Origin of the sequence: Acinetobacter sp., from assembly GCF_041919735.1 — a bacterium.
Taxonomy (GTDB): Bacteria; Pseudomonadota; Gammaproteobacteria; order Pseudomonadales; family Moraxellaceae; genus Acinetobacter.
In genome coordinates this window covers 38,507-60,856 of sequence record NZ_JAYRTF010000001.1, presented here as the reverse complement: position 1 = coordinate 60,856, position 22,350 = coordinate 38,507, and the positions used below count along the sequence as shown (strand labels likewise).

Here is a 22,350-nt window from a genome sequence, read left to right as displayed (position 1 = left end):
ATAGAGAATCTCGATGTCCATGGATTAGCAGGCTAGGACACATGCATCATCCCTGATTTTGGTACTGCCACACACTGGTCAAAAAGCTTTGAGTCGAATCCCAAGGGGTTCTGTGCAAATCCTTTTGTGCGTGAACTAAAGTAAAGTCATGGCCTAACCGCTTTTGCAGTTCCTCAAGGCTGTAGCGCTGGACGGGCAGGCCGCTGCATTGGGCTGGGCCATCCTCAGCAAAAATAGACATCATTAAATAGCCGCCTTTTTTCAATGCGCCTTTTAAATTGGCCAGATATTGTTCTTGCTGCTGTGCAGTGGTCATAAAGTGGAATACCGCCCGGTCATGCCATAGATCAAAGGACTGCTGCGGCAATGAAACAGTGCAAATATCTCCGACAACCCAATCAATATTTTCTGTTTTTAGTCCCTTATGGGCTAATCGTAATTGGGTTTTTTCTAAGGCCGTCTGAGAAAGATCCAAGACATTTAAATTGGAATATCCCGATGCAATGAGCTGGTCAATTAAAATCGATGCGCCACTACCTACATCAATAATTTTTTGATCTGGTTGTATTTTTAGCGATTTTAAAAGATCTAAGAATTGATCATCCTGAGCCTGATACCAACTGACTTGATCGGCTTCTTTGGTTTGATAAACATCTTCCCAATGGTTCTGGCTCATACTTTTAAACCTGCATATTTGTTGCAATTCACTCAAAGCCTACTAAAAATAGGCTTTGATTCTATAAAAGTAAACACTTACGATTCAGTGTCATTCAAACTTTGATGCTTTATTTCGCAGCTTGATTGCTAAACTCATGAAATGCATCCAGCACATGTGTAGCGAACATCAAAGAAGAACCTCCTCCCATCATGACCGCTACGCCTAAAACTTCTTCGATTTCCTGAAGGTTTGCACCGAGTTTGACCAACGCTTTGGTGTGGAATGCAATGCAGTCATCACAACGTTTTTCCACAGCGATTGCTAAGGCAATAAACTCTTTCGTTTTGGTATCTAAGACTGAATTTTCTAAAGCCGCTTGACTGAGCTGGCCAAAACCTTGCATCAGTTTAGGCATATCTTGATGCAAGGTTTTTAAATTCTTCGCAATGTTTTGCGTGGTGTCTTGATAGCTCATATAAATCCCCTAATTAAACAGTATATTTAATTATATATTGTATATAAATATATTGTTTTAGGGAAATGATGTTTAATTGTGGTGATTATTGAATTGAATTCAGGGCGGAATTCAATAGGTAGTATTTCTTAATGAGAGTCTGAAATAAACATAAATAGATCAACTGTCTGTTGAGAAAATTGAAAAAGTGAATATATCAAAAGCAGACATTTTTATTTGAGAAAAGTTGGAGATTTCTGCTTGGTATTTACATTTTTGCTTTGTCTAAGAGCTATTATTTTAAGTGGTTGTACATAATAAATGGCTGCTTTGAAACAAGATAATAGGTGTTTGTACTAGTGATCCTGACTCAATTCAGTGCAAAAGCCTGCAACAAATTGCTAATTCATTATAAAAATCTAAGCCCTTGAGGTAAGATAAATTCAATCAAGATTATAAGTATCTAAACCTCGCTAGATACGCATAGAAGGATCAAAGCATGCAGCAAGAAGTCATCATTGTGGGTGGTGGAATGGTCGGACTGAGTCTGGCTCTGATGTTGGCAAAAGCCCAGATTGGCGTAAAGCTACTCGAAGAGATCAAATATCCAGATTATGATGATGCCAATCTTGCGCCATACCATTCAAGCTTTGATGCGCGAAACAGTGCTTTGTCACGCCGTACCGTGCAAATTTACCAAGAGCTGGGTTTATGGAATGCTTTACAAGCGCATGCAACGCCTATTTTAGAAGTTAACATTACCGAGCAAGGCAGTTTCGGCAAGGCACGATTAAAAGCAGAACAAGAAAAAGTCGAAAGCTTTGGACAGGTGATTGAAAATGCATGGCTCGGTCGTGTACTACTGACTGAAGTGAAAAAAGAATCACTCATTGAACTGATTGATGGCGTTCAAGTCACTGCACTTACTCAAGATGCAGACCATGCCTATATTGAAGCTCAGCGCGGCGATGAGCAGCTCAAACTACAATCTAAAATCGTCATTGCTGCCGATGGTCGAGACTCATTCTGCCGTAAAGCTTTAGGCATCGGGGCATCCGTACATGATTATGACCAAGTGGCGATTGTTACTACCGTGCAAACTTCGAAACCGCATCACCATGTCGGTTTTGAACGCTTTAGCCATTTAGGGCCATTGGCACTATTACCATTGCCGGGTGAATACCGCCGTTCAGTGGTCTGGCCCGTACCTAAAGGCACAGAAGGTGAATGGTTAGGCGATGAAAATGATCAACATTTCCTTGATGCCTTGCAAGAAACTTATGGCGACCGTGCAGGTAAATTCCAAAAAACCGGTAAACGCTTTAGTTTCCCACTGTCCCAAGTCCTTGCAGAGAAACAAGCGGTGGGGCGTGTGGTGCTGATGGGCAATGCAGCACATACCATTCACCCTGTTGCAGGTCAGGGCTTTAACCTATGTATGCGTGATGCTTATGTGCTGCTACGCTATTTAACTGAGCAAGTACAAAATCATGCCGATTTAGGTGATGCCGCAATGTTGCAGGATTATGAAAAATCCCGTCTGACCGATCAGCAACGCGTCATCAAGTTCTGCGACTCTGTGGTGCGTGGTTTTAGTAATCAAAACCCAATTTTAAAACTGATCCGTAATACCGGTTTGGTGGCCTTTGACACTATTCCGGGTATTAAACCTCTGGTTGCCAATTATGCAATGGGGTTAAAAGCATGAGTTTAAATCAGTCAGACATTCTTGATGTGGTCATCGTGGGCGGTGGATTAGTTGGCGGCTTAACGGCTTTATTGTTGGCTCAAGGTGGCGTACAAGCGACTGTACTCGATGCAGCTCCCATTTTAGATGCTGAAAAAACTAAAGGTGTTGCCAACCCACGTGTTTTAGCCCTTAGTCAAGCAACCATTCATTTACTGCAAACGGTTGATGTCTGGGACAAGCTTGCCCGTCAGCAACCTTATACTGGCATGCAGGTGTGGAATAAAAATGGCTATGGTGAAATTAACTTTGGTCATGCCACAGAACATACACCAAGAGTGGAGCAAGCATTGGGTTCGATGGTTGAGCCGAGCTTATTGAACTTAGCCATTCAAGAAAAAATGCTGGAACAGCTGCAAGACTATCGTACCCAAGTCAAAGTGACACGAGTAGAGCAAGGCGTGGGGGTATGGATTATTCATCTCGCCGATGGGACACAGCTTAAAACCAAATTGGTGATTGGTGCAGACGGCGCAAACTCCTTTGTTCGTGAGCAAGCCTTTATTGATCTGGATGTTTTAGATTACCAGCAGGCTGGTGTCAGTTGTGCGATTAAAACCGCACAACCACATCAACATGTGGCACGTCAAATTTTCCTAGAAACTGGGCCGCTGGCATTTTTACCGATGGCCAGTTTAAAAGCTGAGGAAAATGGTTATTGGCAATCGATTGTGTGGACTTTGCCTGATGATTATGCCGACGAATATGTGGCGCTTTCTGATGCTGAATTTACCCAATTGTTGACGCGTGAAAGCCATCACATGTTGGGTGAAGTGCTTGAAGCCACACCACGTGCAAAATTCCCTCTCAAAGCCCGTGCGGCGCAGCAATATGTGCGCGATGGTCTGGCACTAATTGGAGATGCTGCGCATGTGATTCATCCATTGGCAGGGCAAGGGGTGAATATTGGTTGCCTGGATGCCGCCATTTTATGTGATGCATTGCTGCATGATTTAAAACGTGGCGTATGGGCGCATGAACAGACCTTGAAGCGCTATGAGCACCGCCGCAAAGGGCAGAATGATGCCATGATGCACAGCATGTCTGCGATCGGCTGGATGGAAACATCATCTTTGTTTCCTGTCGTGTGGGCGCGAAATTTTGGCTTAAAGCAGGTCGAAAACCAGCCTGCGCTGAAAGATGCGTTCATGGCGCAGGCCAATGGCCTGTCTTTGCTGAAAGAAACCCGTTACAGCGCCTAGGCTGAAATAGCGAGTTTTTTGAGCATCTGTAAATACTTGATTACGATTTTGATTAAGAAATATACAATTTTTTAACTGTTGGCTCTATGCGAAAGCTCAAGAGATTGTTAAATTTCTTTTAAATCAAAATCAGGAAATTGCCTGAGTAGTACAAGCCGTCATTCGTGGGGAGAGCAAGATGACAGATATGAATGATTATGATGATGCAGAAGATTCTGCTGTTGATGATGATGAAGCGAAAGCTGCTGAAAAAGGCGCATCAGATTCAGCTGAAGGCGCATCAGATGGTGATGTCGCCGAAGCGGAAACCTTGACTGTTACTGCGAAGCTGAAACAGCGCCAATCTTTGGAAGATGAAGTGGCCGCATTTTTAGCGCGCGGCGGTAAAATTACTGAAGTGCCGCCAGATGAAGCAGCGCATGACTGATCCTGCTTTATCAGCTATAAAAACACCGCTATGATGCGGTGTTTTTCTTTTGTGCATATTTTCTGCGCAGCGCATAAAGGGGATAAAATACCAGATGCGCCAGCAGGATCAGCATGCAGTTGATGATCAGCGCGCCCCAGTAAGGCGGTGCATGCATTGCGCCGATAAAAGAGACAAAGCATTGAAACAGTAAAATTGCGCTTAAACAGAGATATGCCCAGCGGGGCATCTGGCGCCAAAACGGTGTCAGGCGCAGCAGGTTGTCGGCAATAAAATACAGTGAATACACCGCGCAAGCCATCAGCACCGCTTGAATATCTGGAGTGATCATTTCATCAAAAATATAATGCGGATAAGGTTTTGATCCGTAATAGCCAATGTGCAGTAACCCCAGCAGCCAAAACACATTAAAGACATACACGCTTTTTATCGTTTTCATTATTGCATCATGCTCTTTGATGAACTGCAATGATTTTAAAAACATGCATCCCTTTCAGCAAGTGATGCTTTTTGATCGGGCCGCAGCGCTGTGGGCAGCTTAGATGGAAAAGCCGAGGGATAGAGCCGATAGAAAAGCAGACCCTACTCATAGTAAGAGCAATTTAAAATTAAAGCGGATTGACCTTAAAACAGATTGAAGTTGGTGCGGAATAAAGTTAGCGGAATAAAAAAAGCGCATTCAGCCATGGAAGTGAATGCGCAATTTGAAGCTTTAAAATCTATTTTTAGTGCAGATAATGGCAAAGGGCGGATGATCAGGCCTTTGCCATGCGCTGTTGGGTGATTTACTCGGCGCCGTTATTTTGCTGGGTCAATTCCAAAGCGCGCTGATATGCCACTTTCTTTTTAATTCCAGTCAAATCAGCAGCCAGCTGTGATGCCGCTTTAACGGATAGGTCTTGCAGCAGTCGGTTCAGCAGCTGATCCAGTTTTTCCTGCTCCATGTCTTTTTCTTCAGTCGCGCCGCCAATCACCAGCACAATTTCACCTTTTTGCTGATTGTGATCCGATTCTACAAAAGTCACCAATTCGCCCAAAGTCATCTTTTTGATAGTTTCGAAGGTCTTGGTAATTTCACGGGCAAAACCGACTGGACGTTCAGCGCCGAAAACGTCCGCCATATCTTTCAAGCAATCCACAATGCGGTGCGGCGCTTCATAGATGATTAGGGTCTGGGTTTCATCTTTCAGCTTATTTAAAGCAAGCAGGCGCTGCGACTGCTTGGACGGCAAAAAGCCCTCAAAGCTGAAGCGGTCACTTGGCAGGCCGACGGCACTCAGCGCAGCAATGGCGGCGCAGGCGCCCGGTACCGGAATCACCCGAATATTTTTTTCTTGCGCTGCACGCACCAGCTTAAAGCCGGGATCGCTGATCAGCGGCGTGCCGGCATCGCTGATCAACGCCATATCTTCGCCGTTTTGCAGGCGCTGAATCAGCTGATCAATTTTATTGCTTTCATTGTGGTCGTGGCAGGCGGTAAGCGGTGTTTGAATATTAAAGTGTTTGAGCAATTGCGCAGAAGTTCGTGTATCCTCTGCGGCAATAATACTAACAGACTTCAGCACATGAATTGCACGATAACTAATATCATCTAAGTGCCCGATTGGAGTCGCAACAACAAATAACTGAGCACCCATAGGTTTCTCCATGTTTGAAAATAAGCAAAAGAATAAGAAAAATTTACTTGTATTGGCGTTGATGGGAGGAATGACCTGCGCCCAAGCAGAGGTTTTGGTTATTTTACCCGAATCTGGCCCTATGGCGCGAGCGGCTTCAAGCATCAAGCTGGGTTTTCAAAGCGCATACAGCGCTTCTGGCGAGAAAGAGCCGGTTAAATTTGTTAATTCGGATCAGAAACAGCTGGCCAGCGTGCTGAAAAAACATGTCACGGCCAAAACCAAATTGATTGTAGGCCCCTTGGGGCGCAGTGAAGTCGATGCCTTGATGAAAGCCAAGCCAAAACTGCGCGTGCTGACGCTGAATGAAGGCGCCAAGCAGGCGGGCAATATTACCCAGTTCAGCCTGTCTAAAAAAGATGATGTAGCAGCGCTGAAAAATGTCATGGAACAAGATCAGGTGCAGGAACTGCTGGTGCTGCGCCAGCCCGGAACCGAAACAGAGCATGAGCTGTTTTTGATGGCTTTGGTCGCGCAGGCTGGCCTGCCGATGCAGGTGCTGGATGCCTATCCGCAGAAATTAAAGAAGCATCAAGCCATGCTGCTGCTGGGCGGCAATACTTGGCTGAATGAGCAGAAGCTGCCAAAAAAACAGATTTATACGCTGTCCAATGCGATTGAAGAAGGCCAACCGATTCCGCTGGGCATCAAGTTCTGCGACACGCCGGCGCTGTACCGCGGGCAGTGGGCAGATATGTACAGCGCGTATAATCAGCATCCGGTCACCATGCCGTATCAGCGCCTGCTGGCTTTTGGCGGAGATGCGTGGAGCATCGCGCAATTGTACCTGCAGAATCCTACAGCTCAGAACCTTGCTTTTGAAGGGCGCACCGGCAGCATTCAAATCAGCGGCAATCAGATTCAGCGCAGTCCAAAGTGCTATCAAAATACCCGCAAAGGCGTGGCGGCGCTTTAATGCAGATTCATCTTTTTCAATACCGCGCATTTTTCTATATTTTGAGCAGTGCCACATGATGACGCTGGGGCCATGGGCCGAGCGGGAGGCGCTGAAATGGGCGCAGCAGCAGGGTTTTGTCTTGGTGCAGGCCAATTATCACAGCCGCTATGGTGAAATCGATCTGATTGTTCAGTACGCCTCGGAGCAGTCATTGCTGTTTATCGAAGTCAAAGCGCGTTCTAAAACCGCATATGCACAGGCGGCGGAAACGGTTTCCATACATAAGCAGCGTAAAATGCTAAAAACAGCGCTGCATTTTTTGCATGCACACCCTCATTTTCAGCAATACTATTGCCGCTTTGATGTGATTTGTTTTGATTTTTATCAAAGGTTTGCAAAATCACTACAGCATGAATTTTCCAATTTCACTTATGATTCGCAATGGATAGAAAATGCTTTTACTTTTGATCCAGAGTTTATTAATCTTTGAACAAAATAGACTGTGTAAATGCATAGATAGAAAACGATTGAAAAAAATGAGGAGTCTTGCCGAGTGGTTAAGCGTATTGCAATGACAATGCTGTGTGTCGCGAGTTTATCAGGATGTGCAAGTTTTATTGCTGGCGGCACAGGGACTGCTCCTGTTGGCACAGACAGCGGCGCGCGTTCTTTGGGCCAAGTTTTTATTGATTCATCCATTGTCAGAACAGCAAAAATTAATTTGTATAAGCTTGATGCGCGCTTTAAGCAGTCGCGGATCAATATCGACAGTTTTCATGGCAATGTGCTGCTGACAGGGCAGGTGCCGGACGGGCATTTAAAGCAGCTGGCGGAAGACAATGTCAAAGCCATGAGCGATGTAAAAAGCGTTCACAACTTTATTACCGTGGGCAATCAAATCAGCTATAACACCATCATGCAGGATACCGCAGTTACCGCCAATACCCGCGGCCTGATCATGAAAGCGCCAATCGTGTCCGACAGCAAAGTCAATATACACACCGAAGATGGCGTGCTGTATGTGATGGGCCGTTTGAATACGGCTGAAATCAATGATTTGAACCAAGTGCTGCAGCAGGTCGGCAATGTCACCAAAATCGTCACGCTGGTGGATAATGTTGACCAAGCGCAGCAAAGCTCCATGGCTTCCAGCTTCAGCTCCCCGATGCTGAACGCTGCGCCGGCTGCTCAAACTCCTGTAGCGATTGACCCGGATGCCGTTGACCCGAATGCGCCTTAATTTGCAGCGCTGGTCCCGCCAGCTGAATGAAACCGTTAAAGCGGTCAAAATACTGTATCGGGATTTCCGCATTTATGATTTTGGCAGCTATGCTTTAAACCGCTTAACACCAAAACAGGGCTATAGCGTACAGAAAAATGTGCCTTATGGCCTCAAAGCGCGCCACCGTTTGGATCTGTACCGCAGCAGCGCGCCGCGCCAGCAGCGGCCGCTGATTGTCTTTGTGCATGGCGGCGCATGGATGCATGGCGATAAAAAAGACTACAGCTTTATTGGCGAAGCCTTCGCCAAAGAAGGTTTTGATGTCGCAGTCATCAACTATCATCTGGCGCCAGCGCATATTTTTCCCAGCTATATCGATGATCTGAGCTTGGCATTAAACTTTATCAGCCAGTCACAGCAGAAACTGCAGGTGGTGACGGAAAATATCGTGCTGATGGGGCATTCAGCCGGCGCTTTTAATGTCATGTCGGCGCTGTATAATCCAAAGCCCTATGAGCTGCTGAGCAGAGACAAAATCCGCGCGATTATTGGCTTGGCTGGGCCGTATCATTTTGACTACAAAGGCGACCCGCTGTGTGCGGATGCTTTTGATCAGGAACTGCCATATCAGCAGGTGATGCCGTATTATTTTGTGCAGCAAAACACCATCAAGCACTATTTGTTTACCGCGGCCAATGACAATATTGTTGGCCCCAGCAACAGTACGGATTTGGATGCCAGGCTCAAGGAATTAGGCAATTACAGCCAGCTGATTTCTGTGCCGCGGGTCGGCCACATTACCATGATTGGGTCAGTTTCCAGCATCTTCAGCCGTTTTTTCAGCACCAAATCGCAAATTATGCAGGCTTTGGAAGACGCTTTAAAATAAGTCAGGCATTCAAATGCCATGCCATAAAAAACCGCTCACATAGGAGCGGTTTTTTTATGGGCCAATTACATGCGCCAGAAGCGGCTCAAAGGATTTAAAGCCAAGCTTGGGTATCATCCGCGACGGCCGTGCCGTGAATGACGTGCATGATCATGGCATGCGCAATGCTGCCTTTAAATGGAATTTCCGGCAGCTGATCAAATTTGAAAAAGGCGGCATCGCTGATTTCTTCCGGCTGCAGCTTAATCTCGCCAGACGCATACTCAGCTTTATACGCAATCATCAGGTTGCTGGGAAAAGGCCAGGGCTGGCTGGCCAAATATTGGATGTTTTTCAGCTTTAAGCCGATTTCTTCCAATGTTTCGCGCCGTACAGCATCTTCCAGCGTTTCACCGACTTCGACAAAGCCTGCAATCAAGCCGTACATGCCGCGGGTGTTTTTCGCATTTTTAGCCAGCAGGATTTCATCTTCGCCGCGGGTAATCACGGTAATGATACAAGGATTCACGCGCGGATATTGATGATAGTTGCAGGCTGGACAGATCATGGCGTATTCAGTGGTATGCGCTTCTGTCTGATGGCCGCAGTGGCTGCAGAATTTGTGATTGCGCCGCCATTCTAAAAGCTGAATGGCCCGGCTGGCCTGTTCAAATTCTTTAATATTCCACAGCTGCAGCAGCTGGCGGATCGGCACCAGCTGCAAGCCGGCAGGGATGGATTCATCATCGTGCAGGTCACGGGCAATCACTTGATCACCCGTGCCGATCAGCAAATCACTTGCCAGTGTTTCAACTTGTGGAAGCTGATAATGTTCATCGACCAGCAGCTGCTGCTGTTTGAAAATATAGGCAAGTGAAAGTGTGGTCATTAGGCTGCTGTTTTCAGTTTATCGCTGCTGTCCGTTGCTACTTTAAACATGGAATGCAATACAGGCAAATTATTTTTTAAATTGTCAATCAGCATGTCCGCGCTGGCTAAGGTATCCAGCACATGATTGATATGCTGCGTGTCAATGGCCTTGCCTGCTTCGAGGCGGTCTTGCAGGAAGGCTGCCGCTGTATTCAGCGCATTTTGCCCGGTTTCTGCATTGAGGAACAGCAATGCGCCGCCGATTTCACGCAATTGCGCCGGCACCGCTTCCAGTACCGCCTGATCTTGATCTTTCACGTATTGCACCAGAGTTTGGCTGGCTGCATCAATCTGCACGCGGGTTTCATTCAGCAAGGCGCTATGCGCTTCATCCAGACGGTCTAATGAAATATTCATATTATTGACGCGAAGCTGTAAACGGCTCGAAGTGTGATGGCGCTCCAGAACACCAATCGAGTTCATGGCCGATAAAATGCAATTCATCAGCTGCTGCGCAAAGCTTTCATCTTGATCCAGCGATGCCGCCTGACGGGTCAAGTCGTTATGCGCTTCGTTCAAATTCAGCACTTTGAAAATATTGCCCAGCTGCATCAACTTGCTTTGCAGTTCCTGGGTTTTTTCAGGCGTCATGTTTTGATAGTTGTATTCGATATCGTTGCGGATCTGCGCCATTTCAGCAGTCACAAGATCGCTGATGGTGTGCATGGTGTCAAAATCCGGGCCATATAAATGGCGGCTGAACACCTGCAGCTGAATATCAGTCAGCAATTCATCGCCGATATGCAGCTGCTCACGGATATGCTGAGAGACTTCATCTTCCTGGCTGATGCATAGGCTCAGGACATTGGCAAGGTCTGGCAGCGAAGCTTTAAAGCGTTCCGGCGCGCCGAAATACTGCGCCATATTGCGTTCAATGCTGATGAGGGTGCGCAGGCGGGGATCGCTGATAAGCAAATGGTCGATTTGGCTGAAAGCGCTGAAGACTAAGCCCCAATACTGCTTGCTTGGATGCCGGTCTGACATGCCGGAAAGATATGCGCCTACCAGTTTGATGGCTTGCAGGTCAGATTCATTTTCTTCCTGCTTCAGCAGTTTATTCAGCGCAAGCTTATACAGGCGGTGCACGTATTGCGATTTTTCCAAAGCCGGCGCTTGCGGCAGCTGGAAGTCCGGCGTAATGGAATCCAGCAGCATTTCAATATGCTGGCCTTCAGCCGTCAAGGGTTTGCCTAAAGCCAATTCCAGACGGTTTAAGGTGTCCAGCAGGAATTGCGGAATCTTGACTTCGCGCAGGCAGATGAATTCGATATAGCGCTTCAGCATGGTGGTACCTTCGCTCAGCGCAATCACATCGGAAGCATTGATAACGGCAGGATTCCCCATGATCTTGCGCATTAATTCCGCCGAGTATTGAGCGATTTTAGCGAGGCTGCACATATCAATCAGCGCAAGCACTTGAGCGCATTGCTCGAATTGATTCAGCGCATCATCAATGCCGAAAGGTAAAGTCTGGTCTTCTACTAAGGTGCTGACTGCTGATTCGACTAACTTGATCGAGTTATCAACCTCATTTTTTATTATCAGCAAAGCCGTTGGGTCAAAATGTATAGAGGTTTGGTAAGACATGGATCTGCACCTTTCCTAGGGTTTTATCTTGTTTGTGAACTGCCATGTTTCAGGCGGGCCATCTTTTGTTTTACTATAGCGTATGTTTTAACGGTTTAAATACAAAAAGTAACAGGAAATTGAGTTTTTATTTTGCAAAAAGGCAAGGCGCGCCATGCTTTTCTTCAAATTGTTTGACCCAATTCTCATGCTCGGCCAATTCTTCGGCACTGGGTAAAATGGCCGCCAGCTCAATTTGCACCGCTTGGCGGGCCGCTTCACCTTGCGCGCCTTCACTATGCGTCAGGGCATCAATATCGAAAGACACCTGGCCGCCGGTCATGGCTAAGTAGACATCGGACAGAATTTCCGCATCCAGCAAGGCGCCGTGGAAGGTACGGTCACGCTGCGGAATTTCATAGCGGCGCACGAGCGCATCCAAGGAGTTTTTCTGTCCTGGATGCTTGGCTTTGGCCATGGCCAAGGTATCGGTGACTTCGCAGACTTCTGACAGTGCAGGGAAGCCGGCACGGGTGAACTCCATATTCAGGAAGTTCATATCGAAGGTTGCGTTATGCGCAATAATTTCCGCGCCTTTCAGATAGTCAAATAAGGTATCGGCAATTTCAGCATACAGCGGCTTGTCTTTGAGGAAGTCATCGCTGATGCCGTGAATATTCTCTGATTCACCGACCGGTTTTTGCGGATTGATATAAATGTGAATGGAGCTGCCGGTCAGTTTGCGGTTGATCATTTCGATGGCGCCGACTTCAATGATGCGGTCGCTGTCCTGAAAATAAAAACCGGTGGTCTCCGTATCCAGAATCAGCTGGCGCGGGCCTTGCAAATCCACGGTTGCAGGCGTAATCACAATTTTAGGGTGCATCGGCGAAGCAGGCGCTGCTTGAGCCGCAGGCGCCTCTACTGGTTCTTCGGCATCATCTGCAGATTGCATTTCGACTGGAGCAATTTCAGCGGGCTCTAATTCAGGCTCATTCATTTCCTCTGCTTCGTCTTCCTCATCAGCGGCATCTAAACCAAAGGGATCGGTGAGCAGCCAGTCCGGCTCAGCTTTTTTTTTATCGGTGTTGCCAGCTGCCGCAGCGCCATTTTTCAGCTGCTGCGCTGTTTGTTCTGCGCCCAGGTTGGCCAATTGATCGGCCATTTCATTGCCGGCATGTCCCGCATGGCCTTTAATCCAGTTCCACTCAATTTCACGGCCTTGGCAAGCGGCGTCGAGTTTTTTCCAAAGATCCGGATTCTTTACGTCTTTCCAGTTTTTCTTTTTCCAGCCGTGAATCCACTCGGTAATGCCTTGCTTCACATAATTGGAATCGGTCCAAATCACCAGTTTGGCATCTGCAGGGCAAAACAGCACGCCTTCAAGGGCTGCCGTCAGCTCCATGCGGTTATTGGTGGTTTCGGCTTCCCCGCCGCAGAGCTTATGTTCTTCGGATTCGGTAATGACATATGCCCCCCAACCGCCTAAACCGGGATTGCCCTTGCAGGCGCCATCGACATAAAGCGTGATTGTTTGTGACATAAATGTGAATCCGGATAGTTAAGGCTGAGTTCAGGGGAGTATTGTATAACGCAAATGGAATTGGAACAGGGATATCCTGATGATTTTTTAATTTCTTGTAACATTTATACTGGAAACGCGTTAAATTAACGCCTTGTGTCTGCGTACCGCTTCACTACAATGGCATATCTAAAAAATAAATTTTATACGAGTTGTTTGGATTTTTTTATGTATAAACCAACCACAATCTGGTGTCAGCCTAATTTCCCGTCATTATTTAAAATTACAGTACTGGGTTCAGCGTTAGCGGCTTTAGGCTTAACGGGCTGTTCATCATCTTCAAGCGCAACCAGCGCCTCGAAGTCGAAAATGGTTGGTTCATCGGGCTACTTGGACGCCAACAGCTTAGATGGCCTTGAAGATTTGCTGTCTGCAACAGACATGCGCGCAGTAGAAGGCGACCGCCTGCAGGTGTTAAAACATGGTGATGTCTGGAAGCGCATGACCGTGGGCTTTAAAATGGATCTCAACCATTGGGATACCCGCATTGAAGCGCAGCGCGGCTGGTTCGCTTCTCGCCAGCCGTATATTGACCGCCTCAGCGCGCGCGCCTCACGCTATTTGTATCACACTGTTAAAGAAGCGGAACGCCGCGGCATGCCGACAGAATTGGCGCTGCTGCCCGTCATTGAAAGCTCATATGACCCGGCAGCCACTTCCAGTGCGGCCGCTGCCGGCCTTTGGCAGTTCATTCCAAGCACCGGCCGTATTTACGGCTTAAAGCAGACCAGCATGTATGACGGCCGCCGTGATGTAGTGGAATCGACACGCGCTGCCTATGAATTTTTAGGCGGACTGTATAATCAGTTTGGTTCGTGGGAGCTGGCTTTAGCGGCGTATAATGCCGGACCGGGCCGCATTCAGCAGGCGATTAACCGCAATAAAGCTGCCGGTTTGCCGACCGATTACTGGTCATTGAAATTGCCGCAGGAAACCATGAACTATGTGCCACGTTTTTTAGCTGTAGCGCAAATTGTAAAAAATCCTGGCGCATACGGTGTAAGTTTGCCGCCAATCGCCAACCGTCCTCACTTTCGTGAAGTGGTGGTCGGGCCTGCAAACTTGAATGAAGTGGCTTCTGTGACAGGCCTCAGCCGGTCTGAGCTGTATTCATTGAACCCTGGGCACCGCGGTGATGTGATTGATACATCCAGCCCAATGCGGATTTTAATTCCTGCAGACATCAGCCCGTCAGTCGATGAAAAATTGAAGAAGATGAAATCATCATCTGGCGGCTACTGGGCAGGCGGCTTAACGCAGAATTTGTCGCAAAATAATGCGGCCATTGCACCATCGCGTCAAACTCCGCCAGTTTTGAATACGCAGGTGATTACTCCGTCTAAAGCGGCGCCGCCGGCGATCTCAGCATCAAAACCTGCTGCTCCAGCAGCAAGCAGCGCCTCAGCCTTAGGCCGACCGCAAGCTCAAACGCCGCAAGGTTCTGCAGCGCTGGCGGCTTTTGCATCCAGTACTGATATTCCTAGCGCGCCGCGTATTCCTGTTGCGGTAACGCCAAGCGCCCAAGTGAAATCCGTATCTGCTGAGCCGCCATTGTCGGCCAAAGAACGTGAACAGATTATGGCGGCGATTAAAGCCGAAGGCGAGACCAAAACGGTTGATGAAGTGCTGAAACCGGTTGCAACCAAAGCCGAGCAGGATGAAGTGGTTCAGGAGCTGACAGCGCTGGCGCCTAAAGGCACAGAAATTGTCGATCCGTATGACGGCAAAATTAAGCTGACGGCTATTCAAACCAGCTTGTCTGTGGCAGAACAGCAAGGCAAAGAATTGACCAAAGGCTTTGCCTATCCTAAAAGCGTAGCGGAAAGCACCCGTCCTGATTCAGATGAAGTCCGCCGCAATCAAGGCAAAAATATCATTAAAACGGATTCCGAAATCGTGGTGGTTGCGCCGAAAGGCAAGCGCAGCACCTATACGGTTCAGTCGGGCGATACCTTAGCTGTGATTGCCATGAAAAATGGCGTGAACTGGCGTGATATTGCAAAATGGAACCAAATGGATGCGGACTCTAAATTATTTGTCGGCACCACCATCTATTTATATGATGCTAAACCTGCAGCGCAGCCAGATGAAACCAAGTCGAAACCATCATCTGCAAAGGCGCAGCCTGAAAGCTATGTTGTCAAAGCCAATGACAGCTTGACCGGCGTTGCCGGCCAATTCGGCTTATCCGTCAAGCAGCTGGCGGATTATAATAATCTCAGCACCACCAGCGGTTTATTCGTCGGCCAAAAATTGGCGTTAAAAGAAACTGCAGCCTCTAAGGCCAAACTTGAAGCAGACAGCAAGCAAGCTGAAGCTGAGAAAAAAGCGCTGAAAGTGAAAACCAAGCCTTATACCGTGAAGCGCGGCGAATATTTGAAATTAATTGCTGACCGCTATGCGCTTTCCAATCAGGAACTGGCAGATTTGACCGATGGCCTGACTGCAGGCAGCAGTTTAATGGTGGGTCAAAAAATCAATGTGCCTTTGAATGATGTGAATGAGGCCAATGAAAGCGCTGCTGTGAAATCAGATGCGAAAGGATCTGCTGCAAAAGCTGAGACGAAAACAGCTGCACCAAGCTACAAGACCGAAAGCTATAGCGTACAGCGCGGTGACACCTTATACAGCGTCGCAGCGCAATCCAAAATCAGTGTCGCTGAGCTGGCTGAAATCAACAGCATCGCTGCCAATACCGGCCTGCGCGCGGGGCAAAGCCTGAAAGTGCCGGCTCAAAATAAAACGCCTGAACAGTATGTGGTGCAATCTGGCGACAGTTTATCCGCTATCGCCAGCCGCTATGATTTAAGCATTGATTATATTGCCAATGTTAACGGCATCAGCCGCAATACCGGTTTGCGTGTGGGACAGAAACTGCAGCTGACCGGTGATGCGCCGGAAGAAAAACCAGAAGTGAAAGCTTCAGTTAAAGCGGAAGCTAAAACGGCGCCAAAGCATGACAAATCCGCTGCTGGCTTAATGCCGGATACGCATACGGTTAAATCGGGGGAAAGCCTGACATCCATTGCGCAAAAATATAAACTGCAGCTGAACTATTTGGCCGAACTGAATAATCTGAACCGCAACAGCCCAGTCCGTATTGGGCAAAAGCTGAAAATTGCAGAAGATACAGCGGAAGCTGAACAATCGGCTCCAGCGGCAAACAGCAAGTTGGCTTCATCGTCTAGCGCGCAGGCCGCTGCACCGTCTTCATCAGGCAAGCAGCGCAATACTGAAAGCTATAGCGTGAAATCAGGCGAGTCTTTGAATTCGATTGCCAGCCGTACGGGTTTGAGCGTTGTGGAATTGGCTGAGCTGAATAATCTGAGCGCCAAAGCAGGTTTGCGCGTGGGGCAAAAAATTCAGGTTCCGAAAACGGTGTCTGATTACCGCATCAAGCGCGGCGATACGCTGATTGGCCTTGCCAGCCGTTATGGCATGAACAGCAGTGCGCTGGCTGAGCTAAATAATATTCAGCCTTCGGCGCAGCTGCGGATTGGTGAAGTCATTAAAGTCCCGAACTAAAGCCAGAACACCGCAGGGAGCGCTGTGAATATTTTATTAGCCAAGCTTAATCCTTATGTGCTGGCAATTGGGGCTATTTTAACGCAAGGGGCGTGGGCAGCAGTGCAGACCACACCTTATATCGCGCTGCATAGTACGCCGCTGTATGCCTCTTTGCCGGCCATGCCCTATGCCAATGCCAGCGCGCCTAAAGGCGGTTATCTCAGTACTGCCAGCAATGGTACTTTTGATAATTTAAACAGCATGAATGGCAAAGGCAGCGCCGCCGATGGCGTCAATTATCTCTTTGACTCCTTAATGAGCAGTTCGCTCGATGAGCCGGGGGTAATGTATCCGCTGTTGGCGGAAAAGGCGACGTTTGATCCAAAGAAAACTGCTTATGTGATTTTTCATCTGAATCCCAAAGCTAAATTCAGTGACGGTTCGCCCGTAACAGCAGAAGATGTCAAATTCAGCTTTGATGCCTATCAGAGCAAATCCAATCCGGGCCTGCAAATGTATTTGGCCGATTTGGCTAAAACCGAAGTGCTCTCCAAGCATCAAGTCAAAATGAGTTTTAAATCGGACAATAATGCGGAAATGCCGCTGATTTTGTCGCAGATGCCGATCTATTCGAAAAAAGACTGGGCCCAAAAAGATTTTACCCGCGTGACCATGCAGCCGATCTTGGGTTCAGGGCCTTATCTCTTAGACCGTATTGATGCAGGGCGCAGCCTCAGCTTTAAACGCAATCCGAATTACTGGGCTAAAGATCTGCCTGTCAACAAAGGCCGCTATAACTTTGACCGCCTGAAATATGTGTATTACCGCAGCTTAGATATTGCCTTTGAGGGCTTTAAGTCTGGGCAATACACCTTGCATGAAGAATACACTGCGCGCAAATGGGTGACGGAATATAACTTTCCTGCGGTCAAAGCTGGCATGGTGGTGAAATACCGTTTTAAGCACAGCAACCCGATTGCCACGCAAAGTTTTGTCTTTAATACCCGCCGCGATCCATTTCAGGATATCCGTCTGCGTCAGGCGCTGACCTATGCCTATGATTTTGAATGGCAGAATAAGGCGCTGTTTTATGGACAATATACCCGTTTACAAAGTTATTTTGCCAACAGTGAGTTGGAAGCCAAAGGTACACCTTCAGCCGCAGAGCTGGCGGTGCTGAAACCGCTGCTGCCGAAATTGGATTCGGTGCAGCGTGCAGGGGTGTTGAAAAATTGGAAGTATCCTGTTTCAGATGCCAGTGGATTCAACCGCAATAACCTGCTGACAGCGCGTCAGTTACTGCTCAATGCAGGCTACAAATATAAAAATGGCCAGCTGCTGGACAAAAAAGGCCAGCCGATTCAAATTGAATTTCTGATCCATCAGGAAGGTTTGCAGCGCACCTTGATGCCTTTTGTGCGTAATATGAAGCGTTTGGGCATACAGGTAAATATCCGTCAAGTGGATGTGCCGCAATACATCGAGCGCATGCGCAGCAAAGATTTTGATATGACCACCAGTGTGATGCCGCAGTCCTTAAGCCCGGGCAATGAACAGGCACAGTTTTGGGGCAGTGCATCGGCGGATCAGCCCGGCAATTACAATTATGCGGGCATTAAAAATCCCGCAATTGATGCGATGGTCGAGCAGGTGATCCGTGCGCCAGACCGGCAGGCTTTGGTCATCCGCACGCGCGCTTTAGACCGGTTGCTGCGGGCAGGTTATTATCAAATTCCGACCTATGGCAAAGGGGAAAACTGGCTGGCCTATTGGAATATGTATAAACAGCCAGCCGTGAAGCCGAAATTGTCTACCGGTATTGATTACTGGTGGAGCGATACTGCACAAGCGCAGAAAGTCGCCAGCTATTTGCGCAAGCAATAAGCCCAAAGCATAAGGATAATAATGATGGGCACCTATATTTTAAAACGTCTGCTGCTGATTATCCCCACACTGCTGGTGATTCTGCTGATTAACTTTATTGTCATTCAGATCGCACCGGGCGGGCCAGTGGAACAAGCGATTCAGCAGGCCGAAGCTTTTCAGGGCATGGGAACCGCGGGCGGTGGAGAAACTGCGCAAGGCGGCAGTAAGTATCAAGGCGCCAAAGGCCTGAGTGAAGAGATGGTGCAAAAGATTGAAGCGCAATATGGTTTTGATCAGCCGGCCCATATCCGTTTTTGGCACATGCTGAAAGGTTATGCCACTTTAGATTTTGGCACCAGTTTTTTTAAAGATAAACCTGTGACTCAATTGCTGTGGGAAAAACTTCCGGTTTCACTGTCTTTGGGCCTATGGAGTACACTGCTGATTTACTTGGTGTCGATTCCCTTAGGCATTAAAAAGGCCCGTCAGTATGGCTTATTGTTTGATAAAGCCACGTCGATGTTACTGGCAGTCGGTTATGCCATTCCAGCCTTTGCTTTTGCTATTCTGCTGATTGTATTTTTTGCCGGTGGCTCCTATTTTCAATGGTTTCCACTGCAAGGCTTGGTGTCGGAAAATTTTGCTGAACTCAGTCTGTGGGGCAAAATCACCGATTATTTCTGGCATATGACTTTGCCGCTGCTGGCGATGGTGATTGGCGGCTTCGCAGGATTAACCTATTTAACCAAATATTCCTTTATGGAAGAGCTGAATAAGCAGTATGTACTGGCAGCGCGTTCCAAAGGCTTAACCGAGTCACGCGTGTTGTACGGCCATGTATTTCGTAATGCGATGCTGATTGTGATTGCAGGTTTGCCCGAAGCATTAATAGGCATCTTCTTTGTCGGAAATTTATTTATTGAGATTATTTTCAATTTAGACGGTTTAGGTCTGCTGGGTTTTGAGGCCATTGTACAGCGTGATTATCCGGTGATTTTCGGTACATTATTTATTTTTACCTTGCTGGGTTTAATTCTGCGTTTAATCAGTGATGTGCTGTATCAAGTCATTGATCCGCGGATTAACTTTGAATCACGGGGAGCAAAATAATGTCCCCAATTATGCAAGCGCGGTTAAAACGCTTTAAGCAAAATAAACTGGGTTTTGGCTGCTTCATTGTTTTTACCGTGATTTTTGTGCTGTCGCTTGGTGCAGAACTGATTGCCAATGATAAACCGCTGTTGGTTAAATACGGCAGCAGTCTGTATGTGCCCGCATTTAAAAGTTACCCTGAAACTGAGTTTGGCGGTGTATTTGAAACCGAAGCGGATTATAAAGACCCTGCGGTGCAGCAATTGATTGATGAAAAAGGCTGGGCGCTGTGGCCGATCAATCATTTTTCCTATCAAACCCCAAATTTAGAATTGGCCGTGCCAGTGCCATCTGCACCAACTGCACAAAACTGGCTGGGCACCGATGACCAAGGCCGTGATGTTTTGGCGCGTATTCTCTACGGTTTAAGAGTCTCACTGCTGTTCGGCTTTGCTTTGACGCTGGCTTCAGCATTGCTTGGTATTATTGTGGGCGCGGTGCAAGGCTATTACGGTGGTTGGGTCGATCTGATTGGACAGCGCATATTGGAAGTATGGGGCGGCTTGCCGATGCTGTTTATGGTGATGATTTTGGTCAGTATGTTTACCCCAAGCGTGTATTGGCTGTTTGTGATTATGCTGCTGTTTGGCTGGACAGCATTGGTCGGTTTGGTGCGTGCAGAGTTCTTGCGGGCACGGAATTTTGACTATGTACGCGCGGCGCGCAGTTTAGGTGTGTCGGATCGCGCGATTATTTTCCGACATATACTGCCGAATGCCATGAGTTCGAGTCTGTCACAACTGCCGTTTATGCTGACCGCAAATATTACTGCACTGACAGCTTTGGACTTTTTAGGTTATGGCTTACCGCCAGATGCAGCGTCATTAGGCGAGCTGCTGCTGCAGGGTAAAAATAATTTAAATGCGCCGTGGCTGGCGCTGTCAGGCTTTTTCACCTTGGCGATTGTGTTGTCATTGCTGATTTATATTGGGGAGGCGGCACGTGATGCATTCGATCCAAGACGTCAATAATATGCCGCAAAATACCGTGCAGCAGAATACAAAACAGCAAAGTCCAATTCTGTCGGTCTGTCAGCTGCATATTGAATATGAAGGGCTGGCTTTAGTTCAGTCCTTGAATTTTGAGTTGCAGGCGGGTGAAACACTGGCGATTGTGGGTGAAAGTGGTTCTGGAAAATCCATCAGTAGCCTAGCCATATTGGGGCTGTTGCCGAAAAATTTGCAGGTTAAAGGGCAGGCGTTGCTAAACGGGCAAAACCTTTTGGCGATGAACTCAGCACAATTGCGCCAAATCCGCGGTGAAAAGATTGCAATGATTTTTCAGGAGCCGATGACTGCGCTAAACCCGCTGCATCGTGTGGAAAAAATTATCGGTGAAAGCCTGCTGCTGCGTGGTTGGTCAAAAGCCAAAACCCGAGAGCGAGTGATTCAGCTGCTGCAAGATGTCGGCATTCCTGAACCTGAAGAAAAATTAAAGCGCTATCCACATGAGCTGTCTGGCGGTCAGCGTCAGCGGGTGATGATTGCGATGGCTTTGGCACTGGATCCGGAGATTCTGATTGCTGATGAGCCAACCACAGCACTGGATGTAACCCTGCAAGCCCAGATTCTGAATTTGCTTAAAGAGCTGCAGCAAAGCCGTAAGATGGCGATGATTTTAATCAGCCATGACCTGAATCTGGTGCGTAAATATGCCGATCAAGTGATTGTGATGCACAAAGGCGAGGCTGTGGAACAGGGCGGCGTACAGCAGATTTTTGCTGCGCCTGAGCAGGACTATACTCGAGATTTGCTGAATCATGATTTTGGTGAAGCATTAAAGCTTGAAGCTCGGCCCGTACTGCTGCAATTGGAAAATTTAGGCGTCAGGTTTCCAATCAAGCAAGGCTTGCTGAATCGGATCAAAGATTACTTTGTCGCAGTTGAACCGTTAAGTATGGCGTTGCAGCAAGGTCAATCCATTGGCATTGTCGGTGAAAGCGGTTCAGGTAAAAGTTCCTTGACTTTGGCGGTTTCGCGATTAATTGACAGTGAAGGCCAAATCCTATTGCAAGGGCAGGATTTGAATCGGCTGAATGAAAAACAGCTGCGGCCTTTACGCAGTGATTTTCAAATTGTATTTCAAGATCCGTTCAGCAGCTTAAACCCGCGTTTGAATGTTGAGCAGACTATTGGTGAAGGTCTGGCGCTGAAAAAGCTGTCAGCGGCGGAAATCAGCGCGAAAATTGAGGCGGCTTTGCAGCAGGTGGAATTGCCAGTCAGTTTTAAACAGCGCTATCCACATGAACTGTCAGGCGGTCAGCGTCAGCGGATTGCGCTAGCACGGGCGTTGGTGCTGCAGCCAAAAGTGCTGATTATGGATGAGCCGACTTCGGCATTGGACCGTACCACACAGCGTGCGATTGTAAAATTACTGCGCCATTTGCAGCAAGAAACGGGCATGAGCTATTTGTTCATCAGCCATGACCTGCAAGTGGTGAAAGCGCTGTGCCAAAAAGTGCTGGTGCTGCGTCATGCACAAGTGGTTGAATTTCAGGATACGGATCAACTATTTTCACATCCGCAGGCAGAATATACGCAGAAATTAATTGCCGCCAGTCAGTATTAAGGCAGGGCTGGCTTTGCCTAAAGTGAC

General features: G+C 47.7%; 19 protein-coding genes. 12 read left to right on the top strand and 7 right to left on the bottom strand.

The window, feature by feature from the left end; all coding sequences use genetic code 11:
- Positions 1 to 46: 46 nt before the first annotated feature.
- Complete coding sequence (locus tag ACE3T3_RS00275; RefSeq protein ID WP_374663012.1) at positions 47 to 676, bottom strand: class I SAM-dependent methyltransferase; 630 nt, start codon at positions 674 to 676, stop codon at positions 47 to 49.
- A gap of 109 nt (positions 677 to 785) precedes the next feature.
- Positions 786 to 1,133: a carboxymuconolactone decarboxylase family protein gene (locus tag ACE3T3_RS00270; protein WP_374663011.1), complete on the bottom strand. Its 348-nt coding sequence runs from the start codon at positions 1,131 to 1,133 to the stop codon at positions 786 to 788.
- A gap of 478 nt (positions 1,134 to 1,611) precedes the next feature.
- Between ACE3T3_RS00270 and ubiH the strand changes: the two genes are divergently transcribed.
- The 3 genes from ubiH to ACE3T3_RS00255 all read left to right on the top strand — a co-directional run bounded on the left by ubiH (position 1,612) and on the right by ACE3T3_RS00255 (position 4,488).
- Positions 1,612 to 2,820 carry a 2-octaprenyl-6-methoxyphenyl hydroxylase gene (gene ubiH / locus ACE3T3_RS00265; protein WP_374663010.1) on the top strand — a complete coding sequence of 403 codons (1,209 nt, stop codon included), beginning with the start codon at positions 1,612 to 1,614 and terminating at the stop codon, positions 2,818 to 2,820.
- The gene (locus ACE3T3_RS00260; RefSeq protein WP_374663009.1) at positions 2,817 to 4,061 is read left to right on the top strand and encodes an FAD-dependent monooxygenase; all 1,245 of its coding nucleotides are present in this window, start codon (positions 2,817 to 2,819) and stop codon (positions 4,059 to 4,061) included. The genes ubiH and ACE3T3_RS00260 overlap by 4 nt, the downstream gene beginning before the upstream one ends.
- Before the next feature lie 178 nt (positions 4,062 to 4,239).
- On the top strand, positions 4,240 to 4,488 hold the full coding sequence (locus tag ACE3T3_RS00255) for a hypothetical protein (RefSeq protein ID WP_374663008.1): 249 nt from the start codon (positions 4,240 to 4,242) through the stop codon (positions 4,486 to 4,488).
- A gap of 28 nt (positions 4,489 to 4,516) precedes the next feature.
- Here ACE3T3_RS00255 and ACE3T3_RS00250 read toward each other — a convergent pair whose 3' ends face one another.
- Together ACE3T3_RS00250 and rsmI are read right to left on the bottom strand one after the other, a co-directional pair.
- Complete coding sequence (locus ACE3T3_RS00250) at positions 4,517 to 4,927, bottom strand: hypothetical protein (RefSeq protein WP_374663007.1); 411 nt, start codon at positions 4,925 to 4,927, stop codon at positions 4,517 to 4,519.
- Between the two features lie 346 nt (positions 4,928 to 5,273).
- Positions 5,274 to 6,125 (bottom strand): 16S rRNA (cytidine(1402)-2'-O)-methyltransferase, encoded by an 852-nt coding sequence (gene rsmI / locus ACE3T3_RS00245; protein WP_374663006.1) that lies wholly within the window; start codon positions 6,123 to 6,125, stop codon positions 5,274 to 5,276.
- A gap of 10 nt (positions 6,126 to 6,135) precedes the next feature.
- On the opposite strand from rsmI, the gene ACE3T3_RS00240 reads away from it, so the two are divergent.
- From ACE3T3_RS00240 to ACE3T3_RS00225, 4 genes are all read left to right on the top strand, one after another.
- Entirely contained in the window at positions 6,136 to 7,080 is a 945-nt protein-coding gene (locus tag ACE3T3_RS00240) for a penicillin-binding protein activator (protein ID WP_374663005.1), read from the top strand.
- 58 nt (positions 7,081 to 7,138) lie between these two features.
- The gene (locus ACE3T3_RS00235) at positions 7,139 to 7,552 is read left to right on the top strand and encodes a YraN family protein (protein ID WP_374663219.1); all 414 of its coding nucleotides are present in this window, start codon (positions 7,139 to 7,141) and stop codon (positions 7,550 to 7,552) included.
- A gap of 63 nt (positions 7,553 to 7,615) precedes the next feature.
- On the top strand, positions 7,616 to 8,302 hold the full coding sequence (locus ACE3T3_RS00230; protein WP_374663004.1) for a BON domain-containing protein: 687 nt from the start codon (positions 7,616 to 7,618) through the stop codon (positions 8,300 to 8,302).
- Entirely contained in the window at positions 8,292 to 9,173 is an 882-nt protein-coding gene (locus ACE3T3_RS00225; protein WP_374663003.1) for an alpha/beta hydrolase, read from the top strand. The genes ACE3T3_RS00230 and ACE3T3_RS00225 overlap by 11 nt, the downstream gene beginning before the upstream one ends.
- Positions 9,174 to 9,267: 94 nt before the next feature.
- On the opposite strand, the gene nudC is transcribed toward ACE3T3_RS00225, so the two are convergent.
- The 3 genes from nudC to dnaQ form a co-directional block, all read right to left on the bottom strand.
- The gene (gene nudC / locus ACE3T3_RS00220; RefSeq protein ID WP_374663002.1) at positions 9,268 to 10,041 is read right to left on the bottom strand and encodes an NAD(+) diphosphatase; all 774 of its coding nucleotides are present in this window, start codon (positions 10,039 to 10,041) and stop codon (positions 9,268 to 9,270) included.
- Positions 10,041 to 11,669 carry a chemotaxis protein gene (locus ACE3T3_RS00215; RefSeq protein WP_374663001.1) on the bottom strand — a complete coding sequence of 543 codons (1,629 nt, stop codon included), beginning with the start codon at positions 11,667 to 11,669 and terminating at the stop codon, positions 10,041 to 10,043. The genes nudC and ACE3T3_RS00215 overlap by 1 nt, the downstream gene beginning before the upstream one ends.
- A 127-nt stretch (positions 11,670 to 11,796) precedes the next feature.
- Positions 11,797 to 13,191, bottom strand: coding sequence for a DNA polymerase III subunit epsilon (gene dnaQ / locus ACE3T3_RS00210; RefSeq protein ID WP_374663000.1), 1,395 nt, complete (start codon positions 13,189 to 13,191; stop codon positions 11,797 to 11,799).
- A 207-nt stretch (positions 13,192 to 13,398) separates the two neighbouring features.
- Between dnaQ and ACE3T3_RS00205 the strand changes: the two genes are divergently transcribed.
- From ACE3T3_RS00205 to ACE3T3_RS00185, 5 genes are read left to right on the top strand one after another with little or no spacing between them, the layout of a single operon-like run.
- A complete protein-coding gene (locus ACE3T3_RS00205; protein ID WP_374662999.1) occupies positions 13,399 to 16,755 on the top strand; it encodes a LysM peptidoglycan-binding domain-containing protein in 3,357 nt (1,118 codons plus the stop codon).
- Between the two features lie 30 nt (positions 16,756 to 16,785).
- The gene (locus ACE3T3_RS00200; RefSeq protein ID WP_374663217.1) at positions 16,786 to 18,621 is read left to right on the top strand and encodes an extracellular solute-binding protein; all 1,836 of its coding nucleotides are present in this window, start codon (positions 16,786 to 16,788) and stop codon (positions 18,619 to 18,621) included.
- Positions 18,622 to 18,645: 24 nt separating this feature from the next.
- A complete protein-coding gene (locus ACE3T3_RS00195; protein WP_374663215.1) occupies positions 18,646 to 19,713 on the top strand; it encodes a microcin C ABC transporter permease YejB in 1,068 nt (355 codons plus the stop codon).
- Positions 19,713 to 20,726 (top strand): ABC transporter permease, encoded by a 1,014-nt coding sequence (locus ACE3T3_RS00190; RefSeq protein ID WP_374662998.1) that lies wholly within the window; start codon positions 19,713 to 19,715, stop codon positions 20,724 to 20,726. Before ACE3T3_RS00195 ends, ACE3T3_RS00190 begins: the two co-directional genes overlap by 1 nt.
- Positions 20,701 to 22,323 carry an ABC transporter ATP-binding protein gene (locus ACE3T3_RS00185; protein ID WP_374663213.1) on the top strand — a complete coding sequence of 541 codons (1,623 nt, stop codon included), beginning with the start codon at positions 20,701 to 20,703 and terminating at the stop codon, positions 22,321 to 22,323. Before ACE3T3_RS00190 ends, ACE3T3_RS00185 begins: the two co-directional genes overlap by 26 nt.
- The last annotated feature ends 27 nt before the right edge of the window (positions 22,324 to 22,350 follow it).